The following is a 24209-nucleotide window of genomic DNA, read 5'->3' on the forward strand; positions in this document are numbered from 1 at the left end:
CGGTTTCACAAACGCCAACCAGATCACCCGCTGTAAGGCCCTGAATGTCTGATCTTTCCGCACACACCCCGATGATGCAGCAATACTGGAAGCTGAAGAACCAGCACCCGGACCAGCTGATGTTCTACCGCATGGGCGACTTCTACGAGATCTTCTATGAAGATGCGAAAAAAGCCGCGAAGCTGCTGGACATCACCTTGACCGCACGCGGTCAGTCAGCCGGCCAGTCCATTCCCATGTGCGGGATTCCGTTCCATTCGCTGGAAGGCTACCTGGCCAAGCTGGTCAAGCTCGGCGAATCGGTGGTGATCTGCGAGCAGATCGGTGACCCTGCCACCAGCAAGGGCCCGGTGGAACGCCAGGTGGTGCGCATCATCACCCCCGGTACGGTCAGCGACGAGGCGCTGCTCGACGAGCGTCGCGACAACCTGATTGCCGCGCTGCTCGGTGATGAGCGCCTGTTCGGCCTGGCCGTGCTGGACATAACCAGCGGCAACTTCAGCGTGCAGGAGATCAAGGGCTGGGAAAACCTGCTGGCCGAGCTCGAGCGCCTGAACCCGGTCGAATTGTTGATCCCCGACGATTGGCCGCGCGACCTGCCGGCGGAAAAACGCCCGGGTGCCCGGCGCCGTGCGCCATGGGACTTCGACCGTGATTCGGCACGCAAAGCGTTGTGCCAGCAGTTCGCGACCAAGGACCTCAAGGGCTTTGGCTGCGACAAGCTGACCCTGGCCATCGGCGCTGCCGGCTGCCTGCTGAGCTACGCCAAGGAAACCCAGCGCACGGCCCTGCCGCACCTGCGCAGCCTGCGCCACGAACGCCTGGACGACACGGTCATCCTCGACGGCGCCAGCCGCCGCAACCTGGAGCTGGACATCAACCTGGCAGGCGGCCGTGACAACACCCTGCAGTCGGTGATCGACCGCTGCCAGACCGCCATGGCCAGCCGTTTGCTGAGCCGCTGGCTGAACCGCCCGCTGCGTGACCTCAAGGTGTTGCAGGCACGCCAGGATTCGATCCGCTGCCTGCTCGACGGCTACCGCTTCGAGAAGCTGCAGCCGCAGCTCAAGGAAATCGGCGATATCGAGCGGATCCTCGCCCGTATCGGCCTGCGCAACGCCCGCCCACGCGACCTGGCGCGCCTGCGCGATGCGCTGGGCGCGCTGCCCGAGCTGCAGAACGCCATGGCCGAGCTGGAGGCGCCGCACCTGGCGCGCCTGGCGGCCATTACCGGTACCTACCCCGAACTGGCCAGCCTGCTGGAGCGGGCAATCATCGACAACCCGCCGGCAGTGATCCGCGACGGCGGCGTGCTCAAGGCCGGCTACGACAACGAACTGGACGAACTGCTGGCGATCAGCGAGAACGCCGGCCAGTTCCTGATCGACCTGGAAGCCCGGGAAAAGGCCCGCACCGGTCTGGCCAACCTCAAGGTCGGCTACAACCGCGTGCATGGCTACTTCATCGAGCTGCCGACCAAGCAGGCCGAGCAGGCGCCAGGCGACTACATCCGCCGTCAGACGCTCAAAGGCGCCGAGCGCTTCATCACTCCGGAGCTCAAAGCCTTCGAGGACAAGGCGCTGTCGGCCAAGAGCCGCGCCCTGGCGCGCGAAAAGATGCTCTACGACGCCTTGCTGGAAACCCTGATCAGCCACCTCGCGCCGCTGCAGGACAGTGCCGCTGCGCTGGCCGAACTGGACGTTCTCAGCAACCTGGCCGAACGAGCGCTGACCCTCGACCTGAATTGCCCGCACTTCGTCGACGAGCCGTGCCTGCGTATCGAGCAAGGCCGCCACCCGGTGGTGGAACAGGTATTGACCACACCTTTCGTGGCCAACGACCTGGGCCTGGACAACGACACGCGCATGCTGATCATCACCGGCCCGAACATGGGCGGTAAGTCCACCTACATGCGTCAGACCGCGCTGATCGTGCTGCTGGCGCATATTGGCAGCTTCGTGCCGGCGGCCAGCTGCGAGCTGTCGCTGGTCGATCGCATTTTCACCCGCATCGGCTCCAGTGACGACCTGGCCGGCGGCCGCTCGACCTTCATGGTGGAAATGAGCGAGACCGCCAACATCCTGCACAATGCCACCGAGCGCAGCCTGGTGCTCATGGATGAAGTCGGCCGCGGCACCAGCACCTTCGACGGCCTGTCGCTGGCCTGGGCCGCCGCCGAGCGCCTGGCCCAACTGCGCGCCTACACGCTGTTCGCGACGCACTACTTCGAACTCACCGTATTACCCGAAAGCGAGCCGCTGGTCGCCAACGTGCACCTGAATGCCACCGAGCACAACGAGCGCATCGTCTTCCTGCACCATGTGCTGCCTGGCCCTGCCAGCCAGAGCTACGGCCTGGCCGTGGCGCAACTGGCGGGCGTGCCGACGGCGGTCATCCAGCGTGCCCGCGAACACCTGGGCCGGCTGGAAACCACCAGCCTGCCGCATGAGCAGCCTCCAGCCCAAAAAGCCAAGGATGCGCCGCAGGTCCCGCACCAGAGCGATCTGTTCGCCAGCCTGCCACACCCGGCCATCGAGAAGCTGGGCAAGCTGCAAGTGGACGACATGACCCCGCGTCAAGCTATCGAAATGCTATATCAACTAAAGAACCTGTTATAACGGCGCCCACTACAAGCTGGTAGAATCCGCCGCGGTTTGCTGGTGCTGCAGGTTATTAGCCTGGCCTGCAGCCACGTACCCGTAAACCGCGCGGCCCTGAGAGGAAGGGCCGCCGCCGTCGCCTGAGGAGAAAACTAGAAATGACCTTCGTCGTCACCGACAACTGCATCAAATGCAAATACACCGACTGCGTGGAAGTCTGTCCGGTGGACTGCTTCTACGAAGGCCCGAACTTCCTGGTCATCCACCCGGACGAGTGCATCGACTGTGCACTGTGCGAGCCGGAGTGCCCAGCGCAAGCCATCTTCTCGGAAGACGAAGTGCCTGCGGGCATGGAAAACTTCATCGAGCTGAACGCCGAACTGGCGGAAGTCTGGCCGAACATCACCGAGCGTAAGGACGCCCTGCCGGACGCTGAGGAGTGGGACGGCAAGACCGGCAAGATCGAACACCTGGAGCGCTGATAACGCCAGATACGGAAAAGGCCCTTGCGGCCTTTTTTGTTTTTTGCAGGCAAAAAAAAGGGGCGGTTTGACCCGCCCACATTTTTTTCCGTAGTCCCTGCTTGTCCCAAACATCATCCTGATGAAATCGCTTCTTGCGATGTCCTTGGCTTTCGTCCTGAAGGCCTGTGCATGTCCCTGTGCACAGTTCGAATACTAGCGACTTGAGCCAGGCGGGCAACTGCGAAACCTCACAAGGTGTTGCTGGTGACACATTTCCTCACGGGTAAATAAGTCAGGGTTTTCAAGAGCTTGGGAAAACCCCGGGGCTGGATACGACAATGATTTACTGAACCGTACATAAAAGGCTTACACGACAAGTAAGAAAAGGCTTACACACGATGTTACGGGGGTAGCGCGGTACATAATATTTTCGGTCCCGCTTTTATATCGCCTGACAGGTCAGACAAACAAAAACGCCCCGAGGGTCATCGGGGCGTTTGCTATTCCAGGCTTTCGCTACTGGAACAACGACTCACTGGAGAGGCCGTTCTTCTCGAGGATCTCGCGCAAACGCTTGAGCCCCTCAACCTGGATCTGCCGTACCCGCTCACGGGTCAGGCCGATTTCCAGGCCGACATCTTCCAGGGTGCTGCTTTCATGCCCGCGCAAGCCAAAGCGACGCACCACCACTTCACGCTGCTTGTCGGTCAGTTCGCCCAGCCACTGGTCGATGCTCTGCGACAGGTCGTCATCCTGCAACAGCTCGCACGGGTCGGTCGGGCGGTCGTCGGTCAGGGTATCGAGCAGGGTCTTGTCCGAGTCCGGGCCGAGCGACACATCCACCGAAGAGACCCGTTCGTTCAGGCCCAGCATGCGCTTGACCTCGGCGACCGGCTTTTCCAGCAGCGTGGCGATTTCTTCTGGCGAGGGTTCGTGGTCCAGCTTCTGGGTCAGCTCGCGCGCTGCGCGCAGGTAGACGTTCAGTTCCTTGACCACGTGGATCGGCAGGCGGATGGTGCGGGTCTGGTTCATGATCGCCCGCTCGATGGTCTGACGAATCCACCAGGTGGCGTAGGTCGAGAAGCGGAAACCACGCTCCGGGTCGAACTTCTCGACCGCACGGATCAGCCCCAGGTTGCCCTCCTCGATCAGGTCGAGCAGCGACAGGCCGCGATTCACGTAACGACGGGCGATTTTCACGACCAGGCGCAGGTTGCTTTCGATCATGCGCTTGCGGCCGGCAGGGTCGCCCTTTTGCGACAGCCGCGCAAAGTGCACTTCTTCTTCCGGCGACAGCAGTGGCGAGAATCCAATCTCGTTGAGATACAGCTGGGTGGCATCGAGCGCCCGGCTGTAATCGATATACTTGTGTTGCTTGAGCGAAGAGCCCGACTTGGCCCTCGTCCGAACCGAAGATACAGCAGGTTCGTCTGACACCACATCCGTTTCCAAAACAATGCCCGTCTCCATCAGGAGGAGGTCATCGTCGATGTCAAACTCCGGCACTTCTTTACTGAGAGCCATTGTTATAGTCCTTTGCTGAGTTCGAACTCAGACTCGAGCGGCACCTGGTTCCCTGGCAGCGCTAGAGCCTGTCCCCTCTACATCGCAGGAACAGGCCGGGTACAACGGTCAACGACGTGGCAGGAACTGGAGCGGATCGACGGGTTTGCCCTGGCGGCGAATTTCGAAATGCAGCTTCACCCGATCTGTGCCTGTAGACCCCATTTCAGCAATCGACTGCCCTGCCTTGACCTGCTGCCCCTCCCGAACCAACAGCCTGCGGTTGTGACCGTAGGCACTGACGTAGGTATCGCTGTGTTTGATGATGACCAGCTCGCCGTAGCCCCGCAAGCCACTCCCGGCGTAGACCACTGCCCCATCAGACGCAGCAAAAACAGGCTGTCCCAAATCACCGGCGATATCAATGCCTTTATTCAAACTACCGTTTGAAGCGAATTTTCCAATCAGCACGCCGTTGGCAGGCCAGGTCCAGCCACCGACCGCGCGCTCGGCAGCCGGCACGCTAGCCACTACCGGCGCGCTGCCGGAGGCTGCCGGCGTGGCCGGTTTGCTGCTGCCCGCTGGCACCGGGGCGGTGCTGCCCACCGGTCGCCGGGTGACCGTGGTCTTGCTCGAAGACGAGGGGCTGGACACCACCGTGGTAGTGCCGCCAGAGCCACTGCTGAAACGAATCGCTTGCCCGGGGCGAATGGTATAAGGCGCAGCGATACCGTTGCGCGCGGCCAGTTCCTTGTAATCCCAGCCATAACGGAAGGCAATCGAGAACAGCGTATCGCCAGGTTTGACGATGTATTGGCCACTGGTCACCGCCGGGCGCTTGGGCACGGTGTTATTGCGGTCGACCACCCGCGCGCTGTTGCTGCTGGTGCTCGAGCAACCCACCAGTAGCGTGCCCATGGCCAGTGCAATCACCAGAAGCTTGAAACCCGAGCCGTCCTTGCGCTGCCGAATGACTGTGTGACCCACCCGCGCTCCCCTCATGGTGCCGAAAATCGATATGAAGACAAGAAATGCAATATTGTTGCAATTATAACCAAGCCGGCCGCTATTGGCAGGCAGGTGCAGAAGGCTGTGGCCAAGCCCTGGCGCCACACCCCGCCAGATAGACAGGGCGGCGCGGCAGGAATTCGCCGTTGGCACAAAAATACCGCGTGGCGCCTGCCCGCAGTGCGCAGGCCGGCAATGCTCAGGCCAGCGGACCGTTGAGCAGCGGTACGAAGCGCACGGCCCCAAGTACGCGGCGCGAAAAGCCATGCTCCTCACGCACGATCAGCATCAGTTGCTGGGTTTCGCCGGCTGGCCCCACCGGGATGACCATGCGCCCGCCTGGCGCCAGCTGGTCGAGCAGTGCCTGCGGCACTTCTGCTGCCACTGCGGTGACGATGATGCCGTTGTATGGCGCCAGCGCCGGCCAGCCCTCGCAACCGTCGCCCCAACGGAACACCACGTTGCGCAGGTTCAGCTCGACCAGGCGCTCCTTGGCCCGGTCCTGCAGCACCTTGATCCGCTCCACCGAGAACACCCGTTCGACCAGCTGGGCGAGGATCGCCGTCTGGTAGCCCGAACCGGTGCCGATCTCCAGCACCTTGTCCAGCGGCCCGGCTTCGAGCAGCAGCTCGCTCATGTGGGCCACCATGAACGGTTGCGAGATGGTCTGGTTGTGGCCGATCGGCAGCGCGGTGTCTTCGTAGGCGCGATGTGCCAGCGCCTCGTCGACGAACAGGTGGCGCGGTGTACGCCGGATCACGTCGAGCACCTTGGTGTTGGCGACACCTTCTTCGCTCAGGCGCTGGATCAGCCGCTCCCGCGTACGCTGGGAGGTCATGCCGATACCACGCCGCAGCATGTCGTCCTCGCGCATCAGAGCAGGCCCTCCAGCCAACCGTCGAGCTGTTCGAAGGCATCACTGAAGGTGCGGTCGAGCTGCAGCGGAGTGATCGATACGTAGCCTTGCATCACCGCATGGAAGTCGGTGCCCGGGCCGCCGTCTTCGGCGTCACCGGCCACGGCGATCCAGTAACCTTCCTTGCCGCGCGGGTTGACCACCTTGGTCGGCGCCGCCGCCCGCGCACGATGACCGAGGCGGGTGAGCTGGATGCCACGAATGTGCTCCAGCGGCAGGTTGGGAATGTTGACGTTGAGCACGGTGCGCGGCGGCAAGGCCAGGCGCGACTGCGCCTCGACCAGGCGACGGGCGATATGCGCCGCGGTCGGCAGGTTGTCCGGCTGGCGCGACAACAGCGAGAACGCCAGCGAGGTACCACCGAGGAAACGCCCTTCCAGCGCAGCGGCGACGGTACCCGAATAGAGCACATCGTCGCCCAGGTTGGCACCGAGGTTGATCCCCGACACGACCATGTCCGGCGTCTGCGGCAACAGCCCATTGAGCCCCAGGTGCACGCAGTCGGTCGGCGTGCCGTTGAGGCTGATGAAGCCATTGGCCAGGGTCTGCGGGTGCAGTGGCCGGTCCAGCGTCAGCGAACTGCTGGCGCCGCTCTTGTCTTGATCCGGGGCAATCACCACGCACTCGGCGTAATCCGCCAGCGCAGCGTGCAGCGCGGCGAGGCCGGGTGCGGTAACACCGTCGTCGTTCGAAATCAGAATACGCATGGGCTGTCCGTCTGCCCTGCCGACACCAGATCCACGACTTCGCGCACCACCACGGTGGCGAAGCATCCGGCCGGAAGGACGAATTCCAGTTGCAGGATATCAGGCTCGGGATAATGCCACGTAAGGCCGCCAATAGGGAGCCGCAGAATGCGCCGTTCGTGATCCATGCCCGCGCGCGCCAGCCACTGGCAAAGTGCCGGCAGACGCGCGCCGACGGCGTTTTCCAGCTGCGCGGTGGCGCCGCTGGCCGGTGAATCGCCGTTACCCCACAGCGGGCCGGTCGGGTGCAGGTCGAGAATCGCCAGGCGTGGGTCGCTGCATTCCGCCTCCCCCGCCGGGAAGAAACTGCGGCTGTCGGTGAACGCCAGCAGATCGCCGACCTGGGCCCGCGCCCAGCTGCCATCGGCGACACGCGCCGCCAACAGCTGGTTGAACAGGTAGCTGCGCCCGGCCGACAGCAGCCGCGAGCGCACGTTGCGCTGTTCGGGCAGGGCCTGGCGTGCGGCCCAGTCGAGGGCGTCATGAACGTTGCCACCGGCGTGGCCGAAGCGCTGGGTACCGAAATAGTTCGGCACACCGTGCTGCTTGAGCTGTTCCAGGCGCGTATCCAGCGCCTGGTGGTCGGCTGCCAGCGCCGTCAGGCGCAGGGTGAAGCCGTTGGCCGAGTGCGCACCGCGCTGCAGCTTGCGCTGGTGGCGCACCTGCTTGAGCACACGCAGGCTGGCATCCTCGGCACGCGACAGGTCCGGGTCGGCCTTGCCCGGCAGGTGCAGGCTGAACCACTGGCGGGTCAGCGCCTGGCGGTCCTTGAGCCCGGCGTAGCTGATGCTGCGTACGGGCACGCCGGCAGCACGGGCCAGCCGGCGGGCAGCCTCTTCGGTATTCAGGTCACGTTTTTCGACCCACAGCCACAGGTGTTCACCCTGGCCCGCCAACGGGATGTCCAGCACTTCGTCGACCTGGAAATCTTCCGCCACCGCCTTGAGGACGGCAGTGCCCAGTGACTCGCCCGATGCGCGCGGGCCCAGCAGTTCCAGTTCGGTCATGCTGGCAACAGCAGGGCGACCGAATGCACGGCGATGCCCTCCTCGCGGCCGGTGAAGCCGAGCTTCTCGGTGGTGGTGGCCTTGACGTTGACCTGGTCCAGTTCGACCTGCAGGTCTTCGGCGATCAGCTGGCGCATGGTCTCGATGTGTGGGGCCATCTTCGGGGCCTGGGCGACGATGGTGGCGTCGACGTTGCCGACCTTCCAGCCTTTGCCCTGGACGATGCCGAGCACATGACGCAACAGCACGCGGCTGTCAGCGCCCTTGAACTGCGGGTCGGTGTCGGGGAAGTGCTTGCCGATGTCACCCAGCGCGGCAGCGCCAAGCAAGGCATCGCTCAGGGCGTGCAGCAGCACGTCGCCATCGGAGTGGGCCAGGAGGCCGTATTTGTGGGGGATACGCACCCCGCCCAGGGTAATGAAATCACCGTCGCAGAAACGGTGCACATCGTAGCCGTGGCCAATACGCATAGAAAAACGCCCTGAATGAGTCAGGGCGTGATTCTACCTGCTTTTGAGAGATTGGGGCTGCTTCGCAGCCCATCGCCGGCAAGCCAGCTCCCACAGGAACTGCACAGGGCTAGAGGTCTATGCGGTCGAGTGGGAGCTGGCTTGCCGGCGATGAAGCAAACCCAGCAGCTACGCGTTACACCCGCCCCAGCGCCACCGCATGATGACGCAGGTGCTCCTCGATGAAGCTGGCGATGAAGTAGTAGCTGTGGTCATAACCTGGCTGCAGGCGCAGGGTCAGTTCATGCCCGCCTTTGCGTGCCGCCTGCTCCAGCGCTTCCGGCTTGAGCTGCTTCTCGAGGAAGTCATCGCGGTCGCCCTGGTCTACCAGCAACGGCGGGCACTCGCCGGCAGGCGTGTCCGCCAGCAGCACGCTGGCATCCCATTCGCGCCAGCGCGCACGGTCTTCACCCAGGTAGCGGCTGAAGGCCTTTTCGCCCCATGGGCAGTCCATCGGGTTGCTGATCGGCGAGAACGCCGATACCGAACGGTAGCGCCCCGGGTTGCGCAACGCGCATACCAGCGCACCATGCCCGCCCATGGAGTGGCCACTGATGCTGCGCGCGCCCGAGGCCGGAAAGTGCGCCTCGATCAGTGCGGGCAACTCCTCTACCACATAGTCGTGCATGCGGTAGTGGGTGGCCCACGGCTGCTGGGTGGCATTGAGATAGAAGCCGGCCCCCAGGCCGAAGTCCCAGGCACCGTCAGGGTCGCCCGGCACCTGCTCGCCGCGCGGGCTGGTGTCGGGGGCGACGATGATCAGCCCGAGCTCCGCGGCCAGGCGCTGGGCGCCGGCCTTCTGCATGAAGTTCTCGTCGGTGCAGGTAAGGCCGCTGAGCCAGTACAGCACCGGCAGCTTCTCGCCTTGCTCGGCCTGCGGTGGCAGGTAGACGGCGAACACCATGTCGCAGCCGAGCACCTTGGAGTGATGCCGGTAACGCTTGTGCCAGCCGCCGAAGCTTTTCTGGCAGGAGATGTTATCCAGGCTCATGGCAGACCTCAGAAGTGGATGACGCTGCGAATGCTCTTGCCTTCATGCATCAGGTCGAAGGCTTTGTTGATGTCTTCCAGGCCCATGGTGTGGGTGATGAAGGTATCCAGCGGAATCTCGCCCTTCTCGGACATTTCCACGTAGCTTGGCAGCTCGCTGCGGCCACGTACGCCGCCGAACGCCGAACCACGCCATACCCGGCCGGTGACCAGCTGGAACGGACGTGTGGCGATTTCCTGGCCGGCACCGGCGACGCCGATGATCACCGACTCACCCCAGCCCTTGTGGCAGCATTCCAGCGCCGCCCGCATCAGTTGCACGTTGCCGATGCACTCGAAGGAGAAGTCCACGCCGCCGTCAGTGAGGTCGACGATCACTTCCTGGATCGGGCGGTCGTAGTCTTTCGGGTTGATGCAATCGGTGGCACCCAGCTGGCGGGCGATTTCGAACTTGGCCGGGTTGATGTCGATGGCGATGATGCGCGCGGCCTTGGCCTTGACCGCACCGATCACCGCCGACAGGCCGATGCCGCCGAGGCCGAAGATGGCCACGGTGTCACCCGGCTTGACCTTGGCAGTGTTGAGCACCGCGCCGATACCCGTGGTGACGCCGCAGCCGAGCAGGCAGACCTTTTCCAGCGGTGCTTCTTTCTGGATCTTGGCCACGGAAATTTCCGGCAGCACGGTGTACTCAGAGAAGGTCGAGGTCCCCATGTAGTGGAACAGCTGCTGGCCCTTGTAGGAGAAGCGCGTGGTGCCGTCCGGCATCAGGCCCTTGCCCTGGGTGGCTCGGATGGCCTGGCACAGGTTGGTCTTGCCCGAGAGGCAGAACTTGCACTTGCCGCATTCCGGGGTGTACAGCGGGATCACATGGTCACCGACGGCGACCGAGGTCACGCCCTCGCCTACCGCCTCGACGATCGCGCCGCCTTCGTGGCCGAGGATCGACGGGAAGATGCCCTCCGGGTCGGCACCGGACAAGGTGTAGGCGTCGGTGTGGCAGACACCGCTGGCGACCACGCGCAGCAGCACTTCCCCGGCCTTGGGCATGGCCACGTCGACTTCGACGATTTCCAGGGGTTTCTTGGCTTCGAAGGCTACGGCAGCACGGGACTTGATCATCAAAGGTCTCCAGACAGAGGGTCGATTCAGTCTGGCAGTGTAATTCAGTGTCTTTTGATGAATAATCCGGCCGAAGACAAAACATTATTGCCACACAGGGATAATCCATGAGCAGCCGCTGGGAAGGCATCGACGAGTTCGTCGCCGTGGCCGAGTCGGGCCAGTTCACCGCGGCCGCCGAGCGCCTGGGGGTTTCCTCGTCGCACATCAGCCGGCAGATCGCCCGCCTCGAGGAACGGTTGCAGACACGCTTGCTGTACCGCAGTACCCGGCGGGTCACCCTGAGCGAGGCGGGGCAGACCTTCCTGCAGCACTGCCAGCGCCTGCAGGATGGCCGCGAGGAAGCCCTGCGCGCCATGGGCGACCTGGCCAGCGAGCCCAAAGGTTTGCTGCGCATGACCTGCGCGGTGGCCTACGGCGAGCGCTTCATCGTGCCGCTGGTAACGCGGTTCATGGCGCTGTACCCGCAGTTGCGGGTGGATGTGGAGTTGAGCAACCACACCCTCGACCTGGTGCATGAAGGCATGGACCTGGCCATTCGCCTGGGTCGCCTGGCCGACTCGCGGCTGGTGGCTACCCGGCTGGCGCCGCGGCGCATGTACCTGTGTGCCTCGCCGGCCTACCTGGAGCGTTATGGTCGACCACACAGCCTGTCAGAGCTGGCGCGGCACAATTGCCTGGTGGGCAGTTCGGATGTGTGGGCACTGCAGCAGGATGGTCGCGAAATCAGCCAGCGGGTGCAGGGCAACTGGCGTTGCAACAGCGGGCAGGCGGTGCTGGATGCGGCGTTGCTGGGCATGGGCTTGTGCCAGTTGCCGGATTACTACGTGCTGGAGCATTTGCACAGCGGCGCGCTGGTGTCATTGCTGGAAGCGCACCAGCCGCCGAATACTGCGGTGTGGGCGCTGTATCCCCAGCAGCGGCACCTGTCGCCGAAGGTTCGGCGGCTGGTGGATTACCTGAAGGAAGGGTTGGCGGGGTTGCCGGAGTATCGGTTCGGCTGAAAGGATGTGCTGCCTGTCCCGGCCTCTTCGCGGGTGAACCCGCTCCCACAGGATCTCCACCAGGTATTAAATCTGTGGAATCCCTGTGGGAGCGGGTTCACCCGCGAAAGGGCCGGGACAGGAGTATGAGGTTCAGCGCCGCCCGGCCCAACGCTGGCGCAACCATTCCAGGTCTTCCGGCCGGGTCACCTTGATGTTGTCACTGCGACCTTCGACCAGCCGCGGCGCCTGGCCGGACCATTCGATGGCCGAAGCTTCATCGGTCACCAGCACATCCGCCACCAGGCATTCGGCCAGCGCCCGGTGCAACGCCCCGAGGCGGAACATCTGCGGGGTATACGCCTGCCAGATGGTGCTGCGGTCCACGGTCGCGCTCACCCGGCCATTGCCATCGGCCCGCTTGAGCGTGTCGCGTGCCGGCACCGCCAGCAGGCCGCCCACCGGGTCGTCGGCCAGCGCCGACAACAGCTTGTCCAGGTCGCTGCGCGCCAGGTTCGGCCGGGCCGCATCGTGCACCAGCACCCAGTCGCTGTCCGCCGCCCCGCGGGCATGCAGCAGCAACAAGGCGTTGAGCACCGAGTCGGCACGCTCGCGCCCACCCGCCGCGCGCTGGATGCGCGGGTCGCTGGCGCAGCGCAGGCCAGGCCAGTACGGGTCATCATCGGCAACGCTGACCACCACGCCGTTGAGCGCGGGGTGGCCAAGAAAACAGTCGAGGCTGTGCTCGAGAAGGGTCTGCCCGGCCAGCTCCAGGTATTGCTTGGGGCGGTCGGCAGCCATGCGGGCACCGACGCCCGCAGCAGGAATCACGGCCCAGAAAGCCGGTAAGGTTTCGATCATTTCTGTGGCAACTGGAAGAGGGTTTCGCCCTCTTTGACCATTCCCAATTCATGGCGAGCCCGCTCTTCAACGGTCTCCATGCCTTTTTTCAGTTCCAGCACTTCGGCATCGAGCACGCGGTTGCGCTCGAGCAGGCGCTCGTTCTCGGCATGCTGCTCGGCAATCTGCTGCTTCAGCTCGGTCACGTGCGCCAGGCTGCCGTTACCCACCCACAGGCGGTACTGCAAGCCTCCCAGCAACAGGAGCAGGACGAGGAACAACCAATAGGGACTGCGCATCACGTTATCCAGGTTAAAAAGGCTGCCGGGTACTGTTTACTTCGGGGCCTGAATAGCACGAAGCCTGGCCGAGGCCAGGCTTCGTCGACAGAAACCCGTTGTAACGTAGGAAAGATCAGTACGAACGTTCCTACAAATCCGGCTGCTGTCTTTTTACCATCTCTTGCTTAGCCGCGAAACTCGGCACGACCGCGGTAAACCGCTTTGGCACCCAGTTGCTCTTCGATGCGCAGCAGCTGGTTGTACTTGGAAACGCGGTCGGAACGGCACAGCGAGCCAGTCTTGATCTGGCCGGCAGCGGTACCCACGGCCAGGTCGGCAATGGTCGAGTCTTCGGTTTCACCGGAACGGTGCGAGATCACCGCGGTGTAGCCGGCAGCCTTGGCCATCTGGATGGCTTCCAGGGTTTCGGTCAGCGAGCCGATCTGGTTGAACTTGATCAGGATCGAGTTACCGATGCCCTTCTCGATGCCTTCCTTGAGGATCTTGGTGTTGGTCACGAACAGGTCGTCACCCACCAGCTGGACTTTCTCGCCGATCTTGTCGGTGAGGATTTTCCAGCCAGCCCAGTCGGACTCGTCCAGGCCGTCTTCGATCGAGATGATCGGGAAGCGCTCGGTCAGGCCCTTCAGGTACTCGGCAAAGCCTTCGGCGTCGAACGACTTGCCTTCGCCGGACAGGTTGTACTTGCCGTCTTCGTAGAATTCGGAAGCCGCGCAGTCCAGGGCCAGGGTCACATCGGTACCCAGCTTGTAGCCGGCTTTTTCCACGGCTTCGGCGATGGCGCCGAGGGCGTCTTCGTTGGACGCCAGGTTAGGCGCGAAGCCACCTTCGTCACCCACGGCGGTGTTCAGGCCACGGGCCTTGAGCACGGCTTTGAGGTGGTGGAAGATTTCGGTGCCCATGCGCAGGCCGTCGGAGAAGGTCTTGGCGCCAACCGGCTGAACCATGAACTCCTGAATGTCGACGTTGTTGTCGGCATGCTCGCCACCGTTGATGATGTTCATCATCGGCACCGGCATCGAGTACTGGCCCGGGGTGCCGTTCAGGTTGGCGATGTGCGCGTACAGCGGCAGGTCCTGGTCCTGGGCAGCGGCCTTGGCGGCAGCCAGGGACACGGCGAGGATGGCGTTGGCGCCCAGCTTGGCCTTGTTCTCGGTACCGTCCAGCTCGATCATGGCGCGGTCCAGGGCCTTCTGGTCGGCAGGGTCCTTGCCCAGCAGCAGGTCACGGATCGGGCCGTTGATGTTGGCGACGGCCTTCAGCACGCCCTTGCCCAGGTAACGGCTCTTGTCGCCATCACGCAGCTCCAGCGCTTCGCGCGAGCCAGTGGAAGCACCGGACGGCGCGCAGGCGCTGCCGATGATGCCGTTGTCGAGCAGTACATCGGCTTCCACGGTGGGGTTGCCACGCGAATCGAGAACTTCACGACCTTTGATGTCGACGATTTTTGCCATTGTTGTAAGCACTCCAGAATTGACGAAAACAACTTAGCTTAGGAAATTCTTGCCGTTCACCGGGCGGACATGCAGTGGGCAGGCCGGGTGAAGGGAACCCCTGACCGACTGGTCAGGGGTGGATCGGACGGTACTTTACCCGAGAATCGAGCTTTACGCGGTTTCTACCGTCGGAAAACTTTTCACCAGGTCGTCCAGTTGCTTGAGCTGGGCCAGGAATGGCTCCAGTTTGTCCAGGCGCAGGGCGCATGGGCCATCGCACTTGGCGTTGTCCGGGTCGGGGTGGGCTTCGAGGAACAGCCCGGCCAGGCCCTGGCTCATGCCGGCCTTGGCCAGGTCGGTGACCTGGGCGCGGCGGCCACCGGCGGAATCGGCGCGACCACCCGGCATCTGCAGGGCGTGGGTGACGTCGAAGAACACCGGGTACTCGAACTGCTTCATGATGCCGAAGCCGAGCATGTCCACCACCAGGTTGTTGTAGCCGAAGCTCGAACCACGCTCGCAGAGGATCAACTGGTCGTTACCCGCCTCTTCGCACTTGCTCAGGATGTGTTTCATTTCCTGGGGTGCGAGGAACTGCGCCTTCTTGATGTTGATCACCGCGCCGGTGCGGGCCATGGCCACCACCAGGTCGGTCTGCCGCGACAGGAAGGCCGGCAGCTGGATGATGTCGCACACTTTGGCAACCGGCTCGGCCTGGTAAGGCTCGTGCACATCGGTGATGACCGGCACGTTGAAGGTGCGCTTGATCTCCTCGAAGATCTTCAGCCCTTCTTCCATGCCCGGGCCGCGGTACGAGGTTACCGACGAACGGTTGGCCTTGTCGAAGCTGGCCTTGAACACATACGGGATACCGAGCTTCTCGGTCACCCGCACGTATTCTTCGCAGACCTTCATTGCCAGGTCACGGGATTCCAGAACGTTCATGCCGCCGAACAGGACGAACGGCTTATCGTTGGCGATCTCGATGTTACCGACGCGAATGATCTTCTGGGTCATTGATCAGGCCTTGTTCTTCTGAGCCAGGGCTGCCTTGACGAAACCGCTGAACAGCGGGTGGCCGTCACGCGGGGTCGAGGTGAATTCCGGGTGGAACTGGCAGGCGACGAACCATGGGTGGTCCTTGGACTCGACCACTTCCACCAGCGCGCCGTCTTCGGAACGGCCGGAAACCACCAGGCCGGCGTCGACCAGTTGCGGCAGCAGGTTGTTGTTCACTTCGTAGCGGTGGCGGTGACGCTCGGTGATCACATCCTTGCCGTAGCAGTCGTGCACCTTGGAACCGGCCGCCAGCTGGCAGTCCTGTGCGCCCAGGCGCATGGTGCCGCCCAGGTCGGAGGCTTCGCTGCGGGTCTCGACGGCACCGGTGGCATCGGCCCATTCGGTGATCAGGCCGACCACCGGGTGGCCGCTGTTGCGGTCGAATTCGGTGGAGTTGGCGTCTTTCCAGCCCATCACGTTACGGGCGAACTCGATTACCGCCACCTGCATGCCCAGGCAGATACCCAGGTATGGCACCTTGTTCTCACGGGCGTATTGCACCGCAGTGATCTTGCCTTCCACGCCACGCAGGCCGAAACCGCCCGGAACGAGGATGGCGTCGGCGCCTTCGAGCAGGCTGGTGCCCTGGTTCTCGATGTCTTCCGAGTCGATGTAGCGCAGGTTGACCTTGGTGCGGTTGGTGATGCCGGCGTGGCTCATCGCTTCGATCAGCGACTTGTACGCATCCAGCAGCTCCATGTACTTGCCGACCATGGCGATGGTCACTTCGTGCTCCGGGTTGAGCTTGGCATCGACCACCTTGTCCCACTCGGACAGGTCGGCGCCATTGCACTGCAGGCCGAAGCGCTCGACGACGAAATCGTCCAGGCCCTGAGCGTGCAGCACGCCAGGAATCTTGTAGATGGTGTCGACGTCTTCCAGCGAGATCACCGCACGCTCTTCAACGTTGGTGAACAGCGCGATCTTGCGACGCGACGAGGCATCGACCGGGTGGTCGGAGCGGCAGATCAGCACATCAGGCTGCAGGCCGATGGAGCGCAGTTCCTTGACCGAGTGCTGGGTCGGCTTGGTCTTGGTCTCGCCAGCGGTGGCGATGTACGGGACCAGGGTCAGGTGCATCAGCATGGCGCGCTTGGAGCCCACTTCGACGCGCAGCTGGCGAATGGCCTCGAGGAACGGCTGCGACTCGATGTCGCCCACGGTACCGCCGATTTCCACCAGGGCCACATCGGCATCGCCGGCACCCTTGATGATGCGACGCTTGATTTCGTCGGTGATGTGCGGGATGACCTGAATGGTCGCGCCCAGGTAATCACCACGACGCTCCTTGCGCAGTACGTGCTCGTAGATGCGGCCGGTGGTGAAGTTGTTGTTCTGGGTCATGGTGGTGCGGATGAACCGCTCGTAGTGGCCCAGGTCGAGGTCGGTCTCGGCGCCATCGTGGGTGACGAACACTTCACCGTGCTGGAACGGGCTCATGGTGCCCGGATCGACGTTGATGTACGGATCCAGCTTGAGCATGGTGACCTTCAGGCCCCGCGCTTCCAGGATGGCCGCCAGGGAAGCCGAGGCAATGCCTTTCCCCAATGAAGAAACAACACCGCCCGTGACGAATATGTAGCGCGTCATGAAAAACCCTAGAAGTCTGCGTTAAGGCGGCCAGCGCCGCCGGAGAAAGCGAAGGAAGGCCGAAGCCCCCGATCACCTGCGTCAATCACAGTGCATCTCGAAAAACTGCCGCGTCTGTACAGACCAGGGGTATCCCCGGCATGGAGCTCGCTCGTCATTTTCAGAATCAGCCCAGCAAAAAACTGCTTGGTAATCGGCAACCCCTGTGTTTTCGCGGAACCCACAGAAGCTGTATCAAGAAGGGAGGGTAGTCTACCCGAATGTACCCTTCAGCTCAAACCTTGCGCGTTCGTCGGCAACTGCCAGTGCAGCTGGCAATCGGCCTGCACCAGCCCGGGCAGGTTGGCCACGGCCAGCAGGCGTTCGCCATGAAACAGTAATGGCAGGCGCGGTCGCAGGAAATGCGGTACCTGCTGTTCGTTGAGCAGGCGCTTGAGATCACGCCGACCGCGGCCGGGGACGTCCAGCACTTCACCGCCCTGGCGATAGGCAATGCGCAAGCCCCCCGCCGCCGCTGCGCCGGTAACACACACACTGCCATTGCCCGGCAGCAGCAAGGGTAGTGCGGGGTTCACCCAGGCCTGTTCGCCGCGCGGCTGCTGCAACCAGTCGCCGCTCAACCACCAGATGCGCCCCTGGCTACGCAGCAGCTGACCGTCGGCATGCCGCCAGACAGGCCGGGCATCGGCGGCGGCATTGCACAGGTCGGCCCAGCCAGCCCAGTGCCGGGTGTCGGGCAAGCGGGTGCGCCGGCTCAGCCAGTACTGCAAGGCATTGCGCTGACGGGCCGGCAACAGCGCCGTGAGGGTTGCCAGGTCAAGCGAATCCAGGCCCGGCCACGCTACGGGCGCGCCCTCCTGCGCCTGCGCCAGGTCGCCCCGGGCCAGCTCGTCGAGCAGGCCCAGCGCCTCGCCAAGATGCTCCGCGGCACGGGCCAGGTTTTGCCCGGCCTGGGGCCAGCGCAGCTGCAGCTGCGGGAACACTTCGCCGCGCAGGTAGTTGCGGGCGAATTGCGTGTCGGCGTTCGACGGGTCTTCGATCCAGCTCAGCCGTTGAGCCTGGGCATAGTCTTGCAGTTGTTGCCGGGAACAACCCAGCAATGGCCGCACCAGGCTGCCCTGCCCCAGCGCCCGCTGCGCCGGCATCGCTGCCAGGCCACGCAGGCCGGCACCGCGAAGCAGGCGCAACAGCAAGGTTTCGGCCTGGTCGTCGCGGTGCTGGCCAGTGAACAGGATGTCGCCTGGGCCAAGCACTTGGCTGAAGGCGGCATAACGGACGTCGCGGGCAGCCTGTTCGAGGCTGGCGCAGGGCCTGACCTGGACGTGCACGACTTGCAGGTCGATACGCAGTCGCTCGCAGACGGTTTGGCAGTGCGCAGGCCAGGCGTCGGCGGCGGATTGCAGGCCATGGTGAATGTGGATGGCGCGCAGCGGGGGTGCTGGGTGGTGGCGGGCGTAGTCGGCCAGCAGGTGCAGGAGGACAGTGGAATCGAGGCCGCCGGAGAAGGCGATGTACCAGGCGGGGGCGTTCAGCCAGGGGGTGAGGTTGATCATCGAACCCGCACTCCATTCGAGAAAGCATTCGCGGGTGAACCCGCTCCCACAGGGATCGCGCCGTTCCAGAGGGCTGCGCAGTACCTGTGGGAGCGGGTTCACCCGCGAACACCGGCAAAGCCGGTGCTATTGATCTCGCTATCAGATACCGTAGCTCATCAGGCGCTCGTAACGACGGGCCAGCAGCGCGTCGTGGTCGAGCTTGCCGAGCATGTCCAGCTGCTGCACCAGGTCGGCACGGATGCTTTCCGACATCTTCGCCGGGTCACGGTGCGCGCCGCCCAGCGGCTCAGGGATAACCTTGTCGACGATATTCAGGCTCTTCAGGCGCTCGGCAGTGATGCCCATGGCCTCGGCGGCGTCGGCTGCCTTGTCGGCGGTCTTCCACAGGATCGAGGCGCAGCCTTCCGGCGAGATCACCGAGTAGGTCGAGTACTGCAGCATATTCAACTGGTCGCACACGCCGATGGCCAGTGCACCGCCGGAACCACCCTCACCGATCACGGTGGCGATGATCGGGGTTTTCAGGCGCGCCATCACGCGCAGGTTCCAGGCGATGGCCTCGCTCTGGTTGCGCTCTTCGGCGTCGATGCCCGGGTAGGCGCCCGGGGTATCGATGAAGGTCAGGATCGGCATCTTGAAACGTTCGGCCATTTCCATCAGGCGGCAAGCCTTGCGGTAGCCCTCAGGGCGCGGCATGCCGAAGTTGCGGCGCACCTTCTCGCGCACTTCACGGCCCTTCTGGTGGCCGATGACCATGACCGGCTTGCCGTCCAGGCGGGCGGTACCACCGACAATGGCGGCGTCGTCGGAGAAGTGGCGGTCACCGTGCAGCTCTTCGAACTCGGTGAAGATGTGCTCGAGGTAGTCCAGGGTGTAGGGACGACGCGGGTGACGGGCCAGGCGGGCGATCTGCCAGCTGGTCAGGTTGCCGAAGATGCTTTCGGTCAGGGTGTTGCTTTTGTCTTGCAGACGGGCAATTTCATCGCTGATGTTCAGCGAGTTGTCGTTGCCTACCAGGCGCAGGCCTTCGATCTTGGCTTGCAGGTCGGCAATCGGCTGTTCGAAATCGAGAAAATTCGGGTTCATAGTCATCCGTCTTGGGTCTACGGCCAGGCGGCCGGCCGGTTGATCCGTTTGGCGCCATACCTTAAGGGATCAGGCGCATTCAGGTCGAGATTAAATTTTTTGTCGGTTCAACGATATTGCAGGAAGACGTTCTCACGCCCGAACTGGTCACGCAGCGCCTGAATCAGCCCGTCGGCGGGGTCGATCGCCCACTGGTCGCCGAACTGCAGCATGGCCTTGGCGTCGCTGCCGGTGTATTCGAGGGTGATCGGGCAGGCACCGCGATGGCGGGTGATCAGCTCGCCCAGCCACTTCAGCCGGTCGCCCTTGAGCGCTTCATGTGCCACCTTCAGGCGCAGGCTCTCGGCCAGCTTGGTGCGCGCGTCCTCCAGGGTCATCACCTGCTTCACCCGCAGGCGCAGGCCACCGGAGAAGTCGTCGTTGCTGACCTCGCCTTCGACCACCACCATGGCATCGTTCTGCAGCAAGGACTGTGCCGCCATGAAGGCATCGGCAAACAGCGACGCCTCGATGCGCCCGGAGCGGTCATCCAGGGTCACGAAGCCCATCTTGTCGCCCTTCTTGTTCTTCATCACCCGCAGGGCAATGATCATGCCGGCGATGGTCTGGGTCTCGCGTGACGGCTTGAGGTCGATGATGCGCTGGCGGGCGAAGCGGCGGATCTCGGCCTCGTACTCGTCGATCGGGTGGCCGGTCAGGTACAGGCCGAGGGTGTCCTTCTCGCCCTTCAGGCGTTCCTTCAGGGTCAGTTCGCGCACCTTGCGGTGGTTGGCGTAGACGTCGGCATCCACTTCATCGAACATGCTGCCGAACAGGTCGACGTGGCCGCTGTCGGCGGTATGCGCAGCCTGCTCGGCGGCCTTGATCGCCTCGCCCAGTGCCGACAGCAAGGTGGCGCGGTTGATGTCGATGTTGGCGTGGTAGGCCTTGATCTCGTCATGGAAGTGCGGCCCCAGGCGGTCCAGCGCGCCACTGCGGATCAATGCATCGAGGGTGCGCTTGTTGACCCGCTTGAGGTCGATGCGCTCACAGAAATCGAACAGGTCCTTGAACGGGCCGCCCTGGGCGCGGGCCTCGACGATGGCCTCGACCGGGCCTTCGCCGACGCCCTTGATGGCGCCCAGGCCGTAGACGATGCGCCCGTCGTTGTTGACGGTGAACTTGAAGTCGGAGAAGTTCACATCCGGCGCATCGAGGCGCAGCTTCATGCTGCGCACTTCCTCGACCAGCACCACCACCTTGTCGGTGTTGTGCATGTCCGCCGACAGTACCGCAGCCATGAACGGCGCCGGGTGGTGGGTTTTCAGCCAGGCCGTCTGGTACGACACCAGGCCATAAGCGGCGGAGTGGGATTTGTTGAAACCGTAGCCGGCGAACTTCTCTACCAGGTCGAAAATGTTACCGGCCAGGTCCGCATCGATATTGTTGGCCACGCAGCCTTCGATGAAACCACCGCGCTGCTTGGCCATTTCCTCGGGCTTTTTCTTGCCCATCGCCCGGCGCAGCATGTCGGCGCCGCCGAGGGTGTAACCGGCCATCACCTGGGCGATCTGCATCACCTGTTCCTGGTACAGGATGATGCCGTAGGTCGGTGCCAGTACCGGTTTGAGGCCCTCGTACTGGTAGTCGGAATGCGGGTAGGCCAGCTCGGCGCGGCCGTGCTTGCGGTTGATGAAGTCGTCGACCATGCCCGATTGCAGCGGACCGGGGCGGAACAGCGCCACCAGTGCGATCAGGTCTTCCAGGCAGTCGGGCTTGAGCTTCTTGATCAGCTCCTTCATGCCACGCGATTCAAGCTGGAACACCGCCGTGGTTTCGGCTTTCTGCAGCAGCTCGTAGGTCTTGCGGTCGTCCAGCGGGATGAAGTCGATGTTGACGTCGGGCAGGTTCTTCTTGGCCTGCTCGCGGTTGATGATCTCCATCGCCCACTTGATGATGGTCAGGGTCCGCAGGCCGAGGAAGTCGAACTTGACCAGGCCGGCCGCCTCGACGTCGTCCTTGTCGAACTGGGTCACCAGGCCGCCGCCCTCTTCGTCACAGGCAATCGGCGAGAAGTCGGTGAGCTTGGTCGGGGCGATGACCACACCGCCCGCGTGCTTGCCGGTGCCTCGCGTCACGCCTTCGAGCTTCAGGGCCATGTCCCAGATCTCGCGGGCATCTTCGTCGCCCTTGAGGAAGTCGCGCAGCAGTTCTTCCTGCTCGTAGGCTTTCTCCAGGGTCATGCCGACTTCGAACGGAATCATCTTCGACAGGCGGTCGGCCAGGCCGTAGGACTTGCCCTGCACCCGCGCCACATCGCGCACCACCGCCTTCGCCGCCATGGTACCGAAGGTGATGATCTGGCTGACCGCGTTGCGGCCATAGGCTTCGGCCACGTAGTCGATCACCCGGTCACGGCCATCCATGCAGAAGTCGACGTCGAAGTCGGGCATGGAAATACGTTCAGGGTTGAGGAAGCGTTCGAACAGCAGGTCGTAGGCCAGCGGGTCGAGGTCGGTGATCTTCAGCACGTAGGCCACCAGCGAGCCGGCACCCGAGCCACGCCCCGGGCCAACCGGTACGTCGTTGTTCTTGGCCCACTTGATGAAGTCCATGACGATCAGGAAGTAGCCGGGGAAGCCCATCTGGATGATGATGTCCAGTTCGAACTTCAGGCGGTCCAGGTAGACCTGGCGCTTCTCTTCGTAATCGGGCGTGGTCTCTTTCGGCCACAGCACCGCCAGGCGCTCTTCCAGGCCTTCATGGGAGACGTGCCGCAGGTAGTCATCGATGCCCATGCCGTTGGGCGTGGGGAAGTCGGGCAGGAAGTATTTGCCCAGCTGCACCTGGATATTGCAGCGTTTGGCGATTTCGACGGTGTTGGCAATGGCGTCAGGCAGGTCGCTGAACAGCTCGGCCATTTCCTCGGCCGATTTCAGGTACTGCTGGTCGCTGTACATTCTTGGCCGACGGGGGTCGTCGAGGGTCCAGCCTTCGCCGATGCACACTCGGGTTTCGTGGGCATCGAAGTCCGCCTGCTTGATGAAGCGCACATCGTTGGTCGCCACCAGCGGGGCGCCGAACCTGTCGGCCAGGGCCACTGCGGCGTGAACGTATTCTTCGTCGCGGGCACGGTTGGTGCGCTGCACTTCAACATAGAAGCGCTCCGGGAACATGCCCATCCAGTCTTGCAGCAACGCCTCGGCTTCTGCGTCCCGGCCAGCCAGCAGGGCCATGCCGATGTCACCTTCCTTGCCGGCCGACAGGGCGATCAGGCCCTCGCTGGCAGGGGCGATCCATTCACGCTGGAGAATCACCAGGCCGTTGCGCTGGCCGTCGGTCCAGCCGCGCGAAATCAGCTCGGTGAGGTTGCGGTAGCCCTGAGGGTTCATGGCCAGGAAGCAGATGCGCGACAGCGGTGCTTCCGGGTCGGCAGCGGCCAGCCACATGTCGGCGCCGCAGATCGGTTTGATGCCGGCGCCCATGGCGGTCTTGTAGAACTTCACCAGCGAGCACATGTTGCTCTGGTCGGTGATGGCCACCGCCGGCATGTTCATTCCAGCCAGCGCCTTGGCCAGCGGCTTGATCCGTACCAGGCCGTCTACCAGCGAGAATTCGGAGTGGACGCGCAGGTGAACGAAGGGAACCGACATGGAAGATCCTGTAGCAGTGCTGAACGACAAGGGCGGGATTGTAGCTTAATTGAGGACAGAATTTGGGCTGCTGTGTCGCGCAGAGAACAAAGAACATGTGCGCGCCGCCGACCCTGTGGGAGCGGGTTTACCCGCGAAGAATCCGACGCGCTGTATGGCACCGGCTGCGCCGGTGTTCGCGGCTAAAGCCGCTCCCACAAAAATAGCGTGACGCCCGCAGTAGCGAACTGATAACTCAGATCAGGGAGCTCGTGACGCCTTCACGCGCGTCCCACGCCGCGCGCACCGGAGCAAAGGAACGCCGATGAATGGGCGTAGGCCCAAGCCGTGCCAGTGCCTCGAGGTGGACCGGCGTCGGGTAGCCCTTGTGCCCACCAATGCCATACCCCGGGTAGATCAGCTCGAACGCGCTCATCTCGCGGTCGCGGCTCACCTTGGCCAGGATCGACGCCGCGGCAATCGCCGGCACCTGGCTATCCCCCTTGACCACCGGCGCCGACGGCACCGCCAGCTGCGGGCAGCGATTGCCGTCGATCAAGGCCAGCTTTGGCGTAACGTGCAAACCTTCGACCGCACGCTGCATGGCCAGCATGGTGGCATGCAGGATGTTCAGGCGGTCGATCTCCTCGACTTCGGCGCGGGCGATGCAGAAGCTCAGGGCCTTTTCGCAAATTTCATCGAACAGCGCCTCGCGCCTGGCTTCGGTGAGTTTCTTCGAATCGTTCAGGCCGAGGATCGGCCGCGCCGGATCAAGAATCACCGCCGCCGTCACTACCGCACCGCACAGCGGGCCGCGGCCGACTTCGTCCACGCCGGCGACCAGGTCCTCGACCAGGTTGAAGTCCAGTCCAATTTGCATG

Annotated in this window: 20 protein-coding genes; 3 read left to right on the forward strand and 17 right to left on the reverse strand. The window is 63.5% G+C overall.

The genetic code is table 11. The features are described 5' to 3' along the window. The first annotated feature begins 44 nt into the window (after positions 1 to 44). Together mutS and fdxA are read left to right on the forward strand one after the other, a co-directional pair. Positions 45 to 2618, forward strand: coding sequence for a DNA mismatch repair protein MutS (gene mutS, locus C6A77_RS07630; protein ID WP_114168906.1), 2574 nt, complete (start codon positions 45 to 47; stop codon positions 2616 to 2618). A 140-nt stretch (positions 2619 to 2758) separates the two neighbouring features. After that, positions 2759 to 3082, forward strand: coding sequence for a ferredoxin FdxA (gene fdxA / locus C6A77_RS07635; RefSeq protein ID WP_112251073.1), 324 nt, complete (start codon positions 2759 to 2761; stop codon positions 3080 to 3082). 498 nt (positions 3083 to 3580) lie between these two features. On the opposite strand, the gene rpoS is transcribed toward fdxA, so the two are convergent. From rpoS to C6A77_RS07675, 8 genes are all read right to left on the reverse strand, one after another. Further along, positions 3581 to 4588 carry an RNA polymerase sigma factor RpoS gene (gene rpoS, locus C6A77_RS07640; protein ID WP_013971277.1) on the reverse strand — a complete coding sequence of 336 codons (1008 nt, stop codon included), beginning with the start codon at positions 4586 to 4588 and terminating at the stop codon, positions 3581 to 3583. 108 nt (positions 4589 to 4696) lie between these two features. Then, complete coding sequence (locus C6A77_RS07645) at positions 4697 to 5554, reverse strand: peptidoglycan DD-metalloendopeptidase family protein (RefSeq protein WP_114168907.1); 858 nt, start codon at positions 5552 to 5554, stop codon at positions 4697 to 4699. Positions 5555 to 5774: 220 nt separating this feature from the next. Then, positions 5775 to 6413: a protein-L-isoaspartate(D-aspartate) O-methyltransferase gene (locus C6A77_RS07650; protein WP_161959656.1), complete on the reverse strand. Its 639-nt coding sequence runs from the start codon at positions 6411 to 6413 to the stop codon at positions 5775 to 5777. Positions 6414 to 6448: 35 nt separating this feature from the next. Further along, positions 6449 to 7198 (reverse strand): 5'/3'-nucleotidase SurE, encoded by a 750-nt coding sequence (surE, locus tag C6A77_RS07655; protein WP_114168909.1) that lies wholly within the window; start codon positions 7196 to 7198, stop codon positions 6449 to 6451. Beyond that, positions 7186 to 8244 (reverse strand): tRNA pseudouridine(13) synthase TruD, encoded by a 1059-nt coding sequence (truD, locus tag C6A77_RS07660; protein WP_114168910.1) that lies wholly within the window; start codon positions 8242 to 8244, stop codon positions 7186 to 7188. The genes surE and truD overlap by 13 nt, the downstream gene beginning before the upstream one ends. Next, positions 8241 to 8714, reverse strand: a complete 474-nt coding sequence (gene ispF, locus C6A77_RS07665) for a 2-C-methyl-D-erythritol 2,4-cyclodiphosphate synthase (RefSeq protein ID WP_114168911.1) — start codon at positions 8712 to 8714, stop codon at positions 8241 to 8243. The genes truD and ispF overlap by 4 nt, the downstream gene beginning before the upstream one ends. 175 nt (positions 8715 to 8889) lie before the next feature. Continuing rightward, complete coding sequence (fghA, locus tag C6A77_RS07670; RefSeq protein ID WP_114168912.1) at positions 8890 to 9744, reverse strand: S-formylglutathione hydrolase; 855 nt, start codon at positions 9742 to 9744, stop codon at positions 8890 to 8892. 8 nt (positions 9745 to 9752) lie between these two features. Next, positions 9753 to 10865, reverse strand: coding sequence for an S-(hydroxymethyl)glutathione dehydrogenase/class III alcohol dehydrogenase (locus C6A77_RS07675; protein ID WP_016485227.1), 1113 nt, complete (start codon positions 10863 to 10865; stop codon positions 9753 to 9755). 107 nt (positions 10866 to 10972) lie between these two features. Between C6A77_RS07675 and C6A77_RS07680 the strand changes: the two genes are divergently transcribed. Further along, the gene (locus C6A77_RS07680; RefSeq protein ID WP_114168913.1) at positions 10973 to 11869 is read left to right on the forward strand and encodes a LysR substrate-binding domain-containing protein; all 897 of its coding nucleotides are present in this window, start codon (positions 10973 to 10975) and stop codon (positions 11867 to 11869) included. A 132-nt stretch (positions 11870 to 12001) separates the two neighbouring features. Here the strand turns inward: C6A77_RS07680 and ispD are convergent, their stop codons facing one another. The 9 genes from ispD to rnhB all read right to left on the reverse strand — a co-directional run bounded on the left by ispD (position 12002) and on the right by rnhB (position 24208). Then, positions 12002 to 12709, reverse strand: coding sequence for a 2-C-methyl-D-erythritol 4-phosphate cytidylyltransferase (gene ispD, locus C6A77_RS07685; protein WP_114168914.1), 708 nt, complete (start codon positions 12707 to 12709; stop codon positions 12002 to 12004). After that, entirely contained in the window at positions 12706 to 12987 is a 282-nt protein-coding gene (gene ftsB, locus C6A77_RS07690) for a cell division protein FtsB (protein ID WP_114168915.1), read from the reverse strand. The genes ispD and ftsB overlap by 4 nt, the downstream gene beginning before the upstream one ends. A gap of 167 nt (positions 12988 to 13154) precedes the next feature. Next, positions 13155 to 14444, reverse strand: a complete 1290-nt coding sequence (gene eno / locus C6A77_RS07695; protein ID WP_016712919.1) for a phosphopyruvate hydratase — start codon at positions 14442 to 14444, stop codon at positions 13155 to 13157. A 153-nt stretch (positions 14445 to 14597) separates the two neighbouring features. Beyond that, positions 14598 to 15443: a 3-deoxy-8-phosphooctulonate synthase gene (gene kdsA, locus C6A77_RS07700; RefSeq protein WP_114168916.1), complete on the reverse strand. Its 846-nt coding sequence runs from the start codon at positions 15441 to 15443 to the stop codon at positions 14598 to 14600. 3 nt (positions 15444 to 15446) lie between these two features. Further along, on the reverse strand, positions 15447 to 17075 hold the full coding sequence (locus tag C6A77_RS07705; RefSeq protein WP_025337984.1) for a CTP synthase: 1629 nt from the start codon (positions 17073 to 17075) through the stop codon (positions 15447 to 15449). A 269-nt stretch (positions 17076 to 17344) separates the two neighbouring features. Continuing rightward, positions 17345 to 18628: a tRNA lysidine(34) synthetase TilS gene (gene tilS, locus C6A77_RS07710; protein WP_114168917.1), complete on the reverse strand. Its 1284-nt coding sequence runs from the start codon at positions 18626 to 18628 to the stop codon at positions 17345 to 17347. A gap of 141 nt (positions 18629 to 18769) precedes the next feature. Continuing rightward, positions 18770 to 19717 carry an acetyl-CoA carboxylase carboxyltransferase subunit alpha gene (locus C6A77_RS07720; RefSeq protein ID WP_114168918.1) on the reverse strand — a complete coding sequence of 316 codons (948 nt, stop codon included), beginning with the start codon at positions 19715 to 19717 and terminating at the stop codon, positions 18770 to 18772. A 107-nt stretch (positions 19718 to 19824) separates the two neighbouring features. Next, a complete protein-coding gene (dnaE, locus tag C6A77_RS07725) occupies positions 19825 to 23349 on the reverse strand; it encodes a DNA polymerase III subunit alpha (RefSeq protein ID WP_114168919.1) in 3525 nt (1174 codons plus the stop codon). Between the two features lie 235 nt (positions 23350 to 23584). After that, a complete protein-coding gene (gene rnhB / locus C6A77_RS07730) occupies positions 23585 to 24208 on the reverse strand; it encodes a ribonuclease HII (protein WP_114168920.1) in 624 nt (207 codons plus the stop codon). Between the last annotated feature and the right edge of the window lies 1 nt (position 24209).

The sequence above is a fragment of the Pseudomonas sp. AFG_SD02_1510_Pfu_092 genome (assembly GCF_003331055.1).
GTDB lineage: Bacteria > Pseudomonadota > Gammaproteobacteria > Pseudomonadales > Pseudomonadaceae > Aquipseudomonas.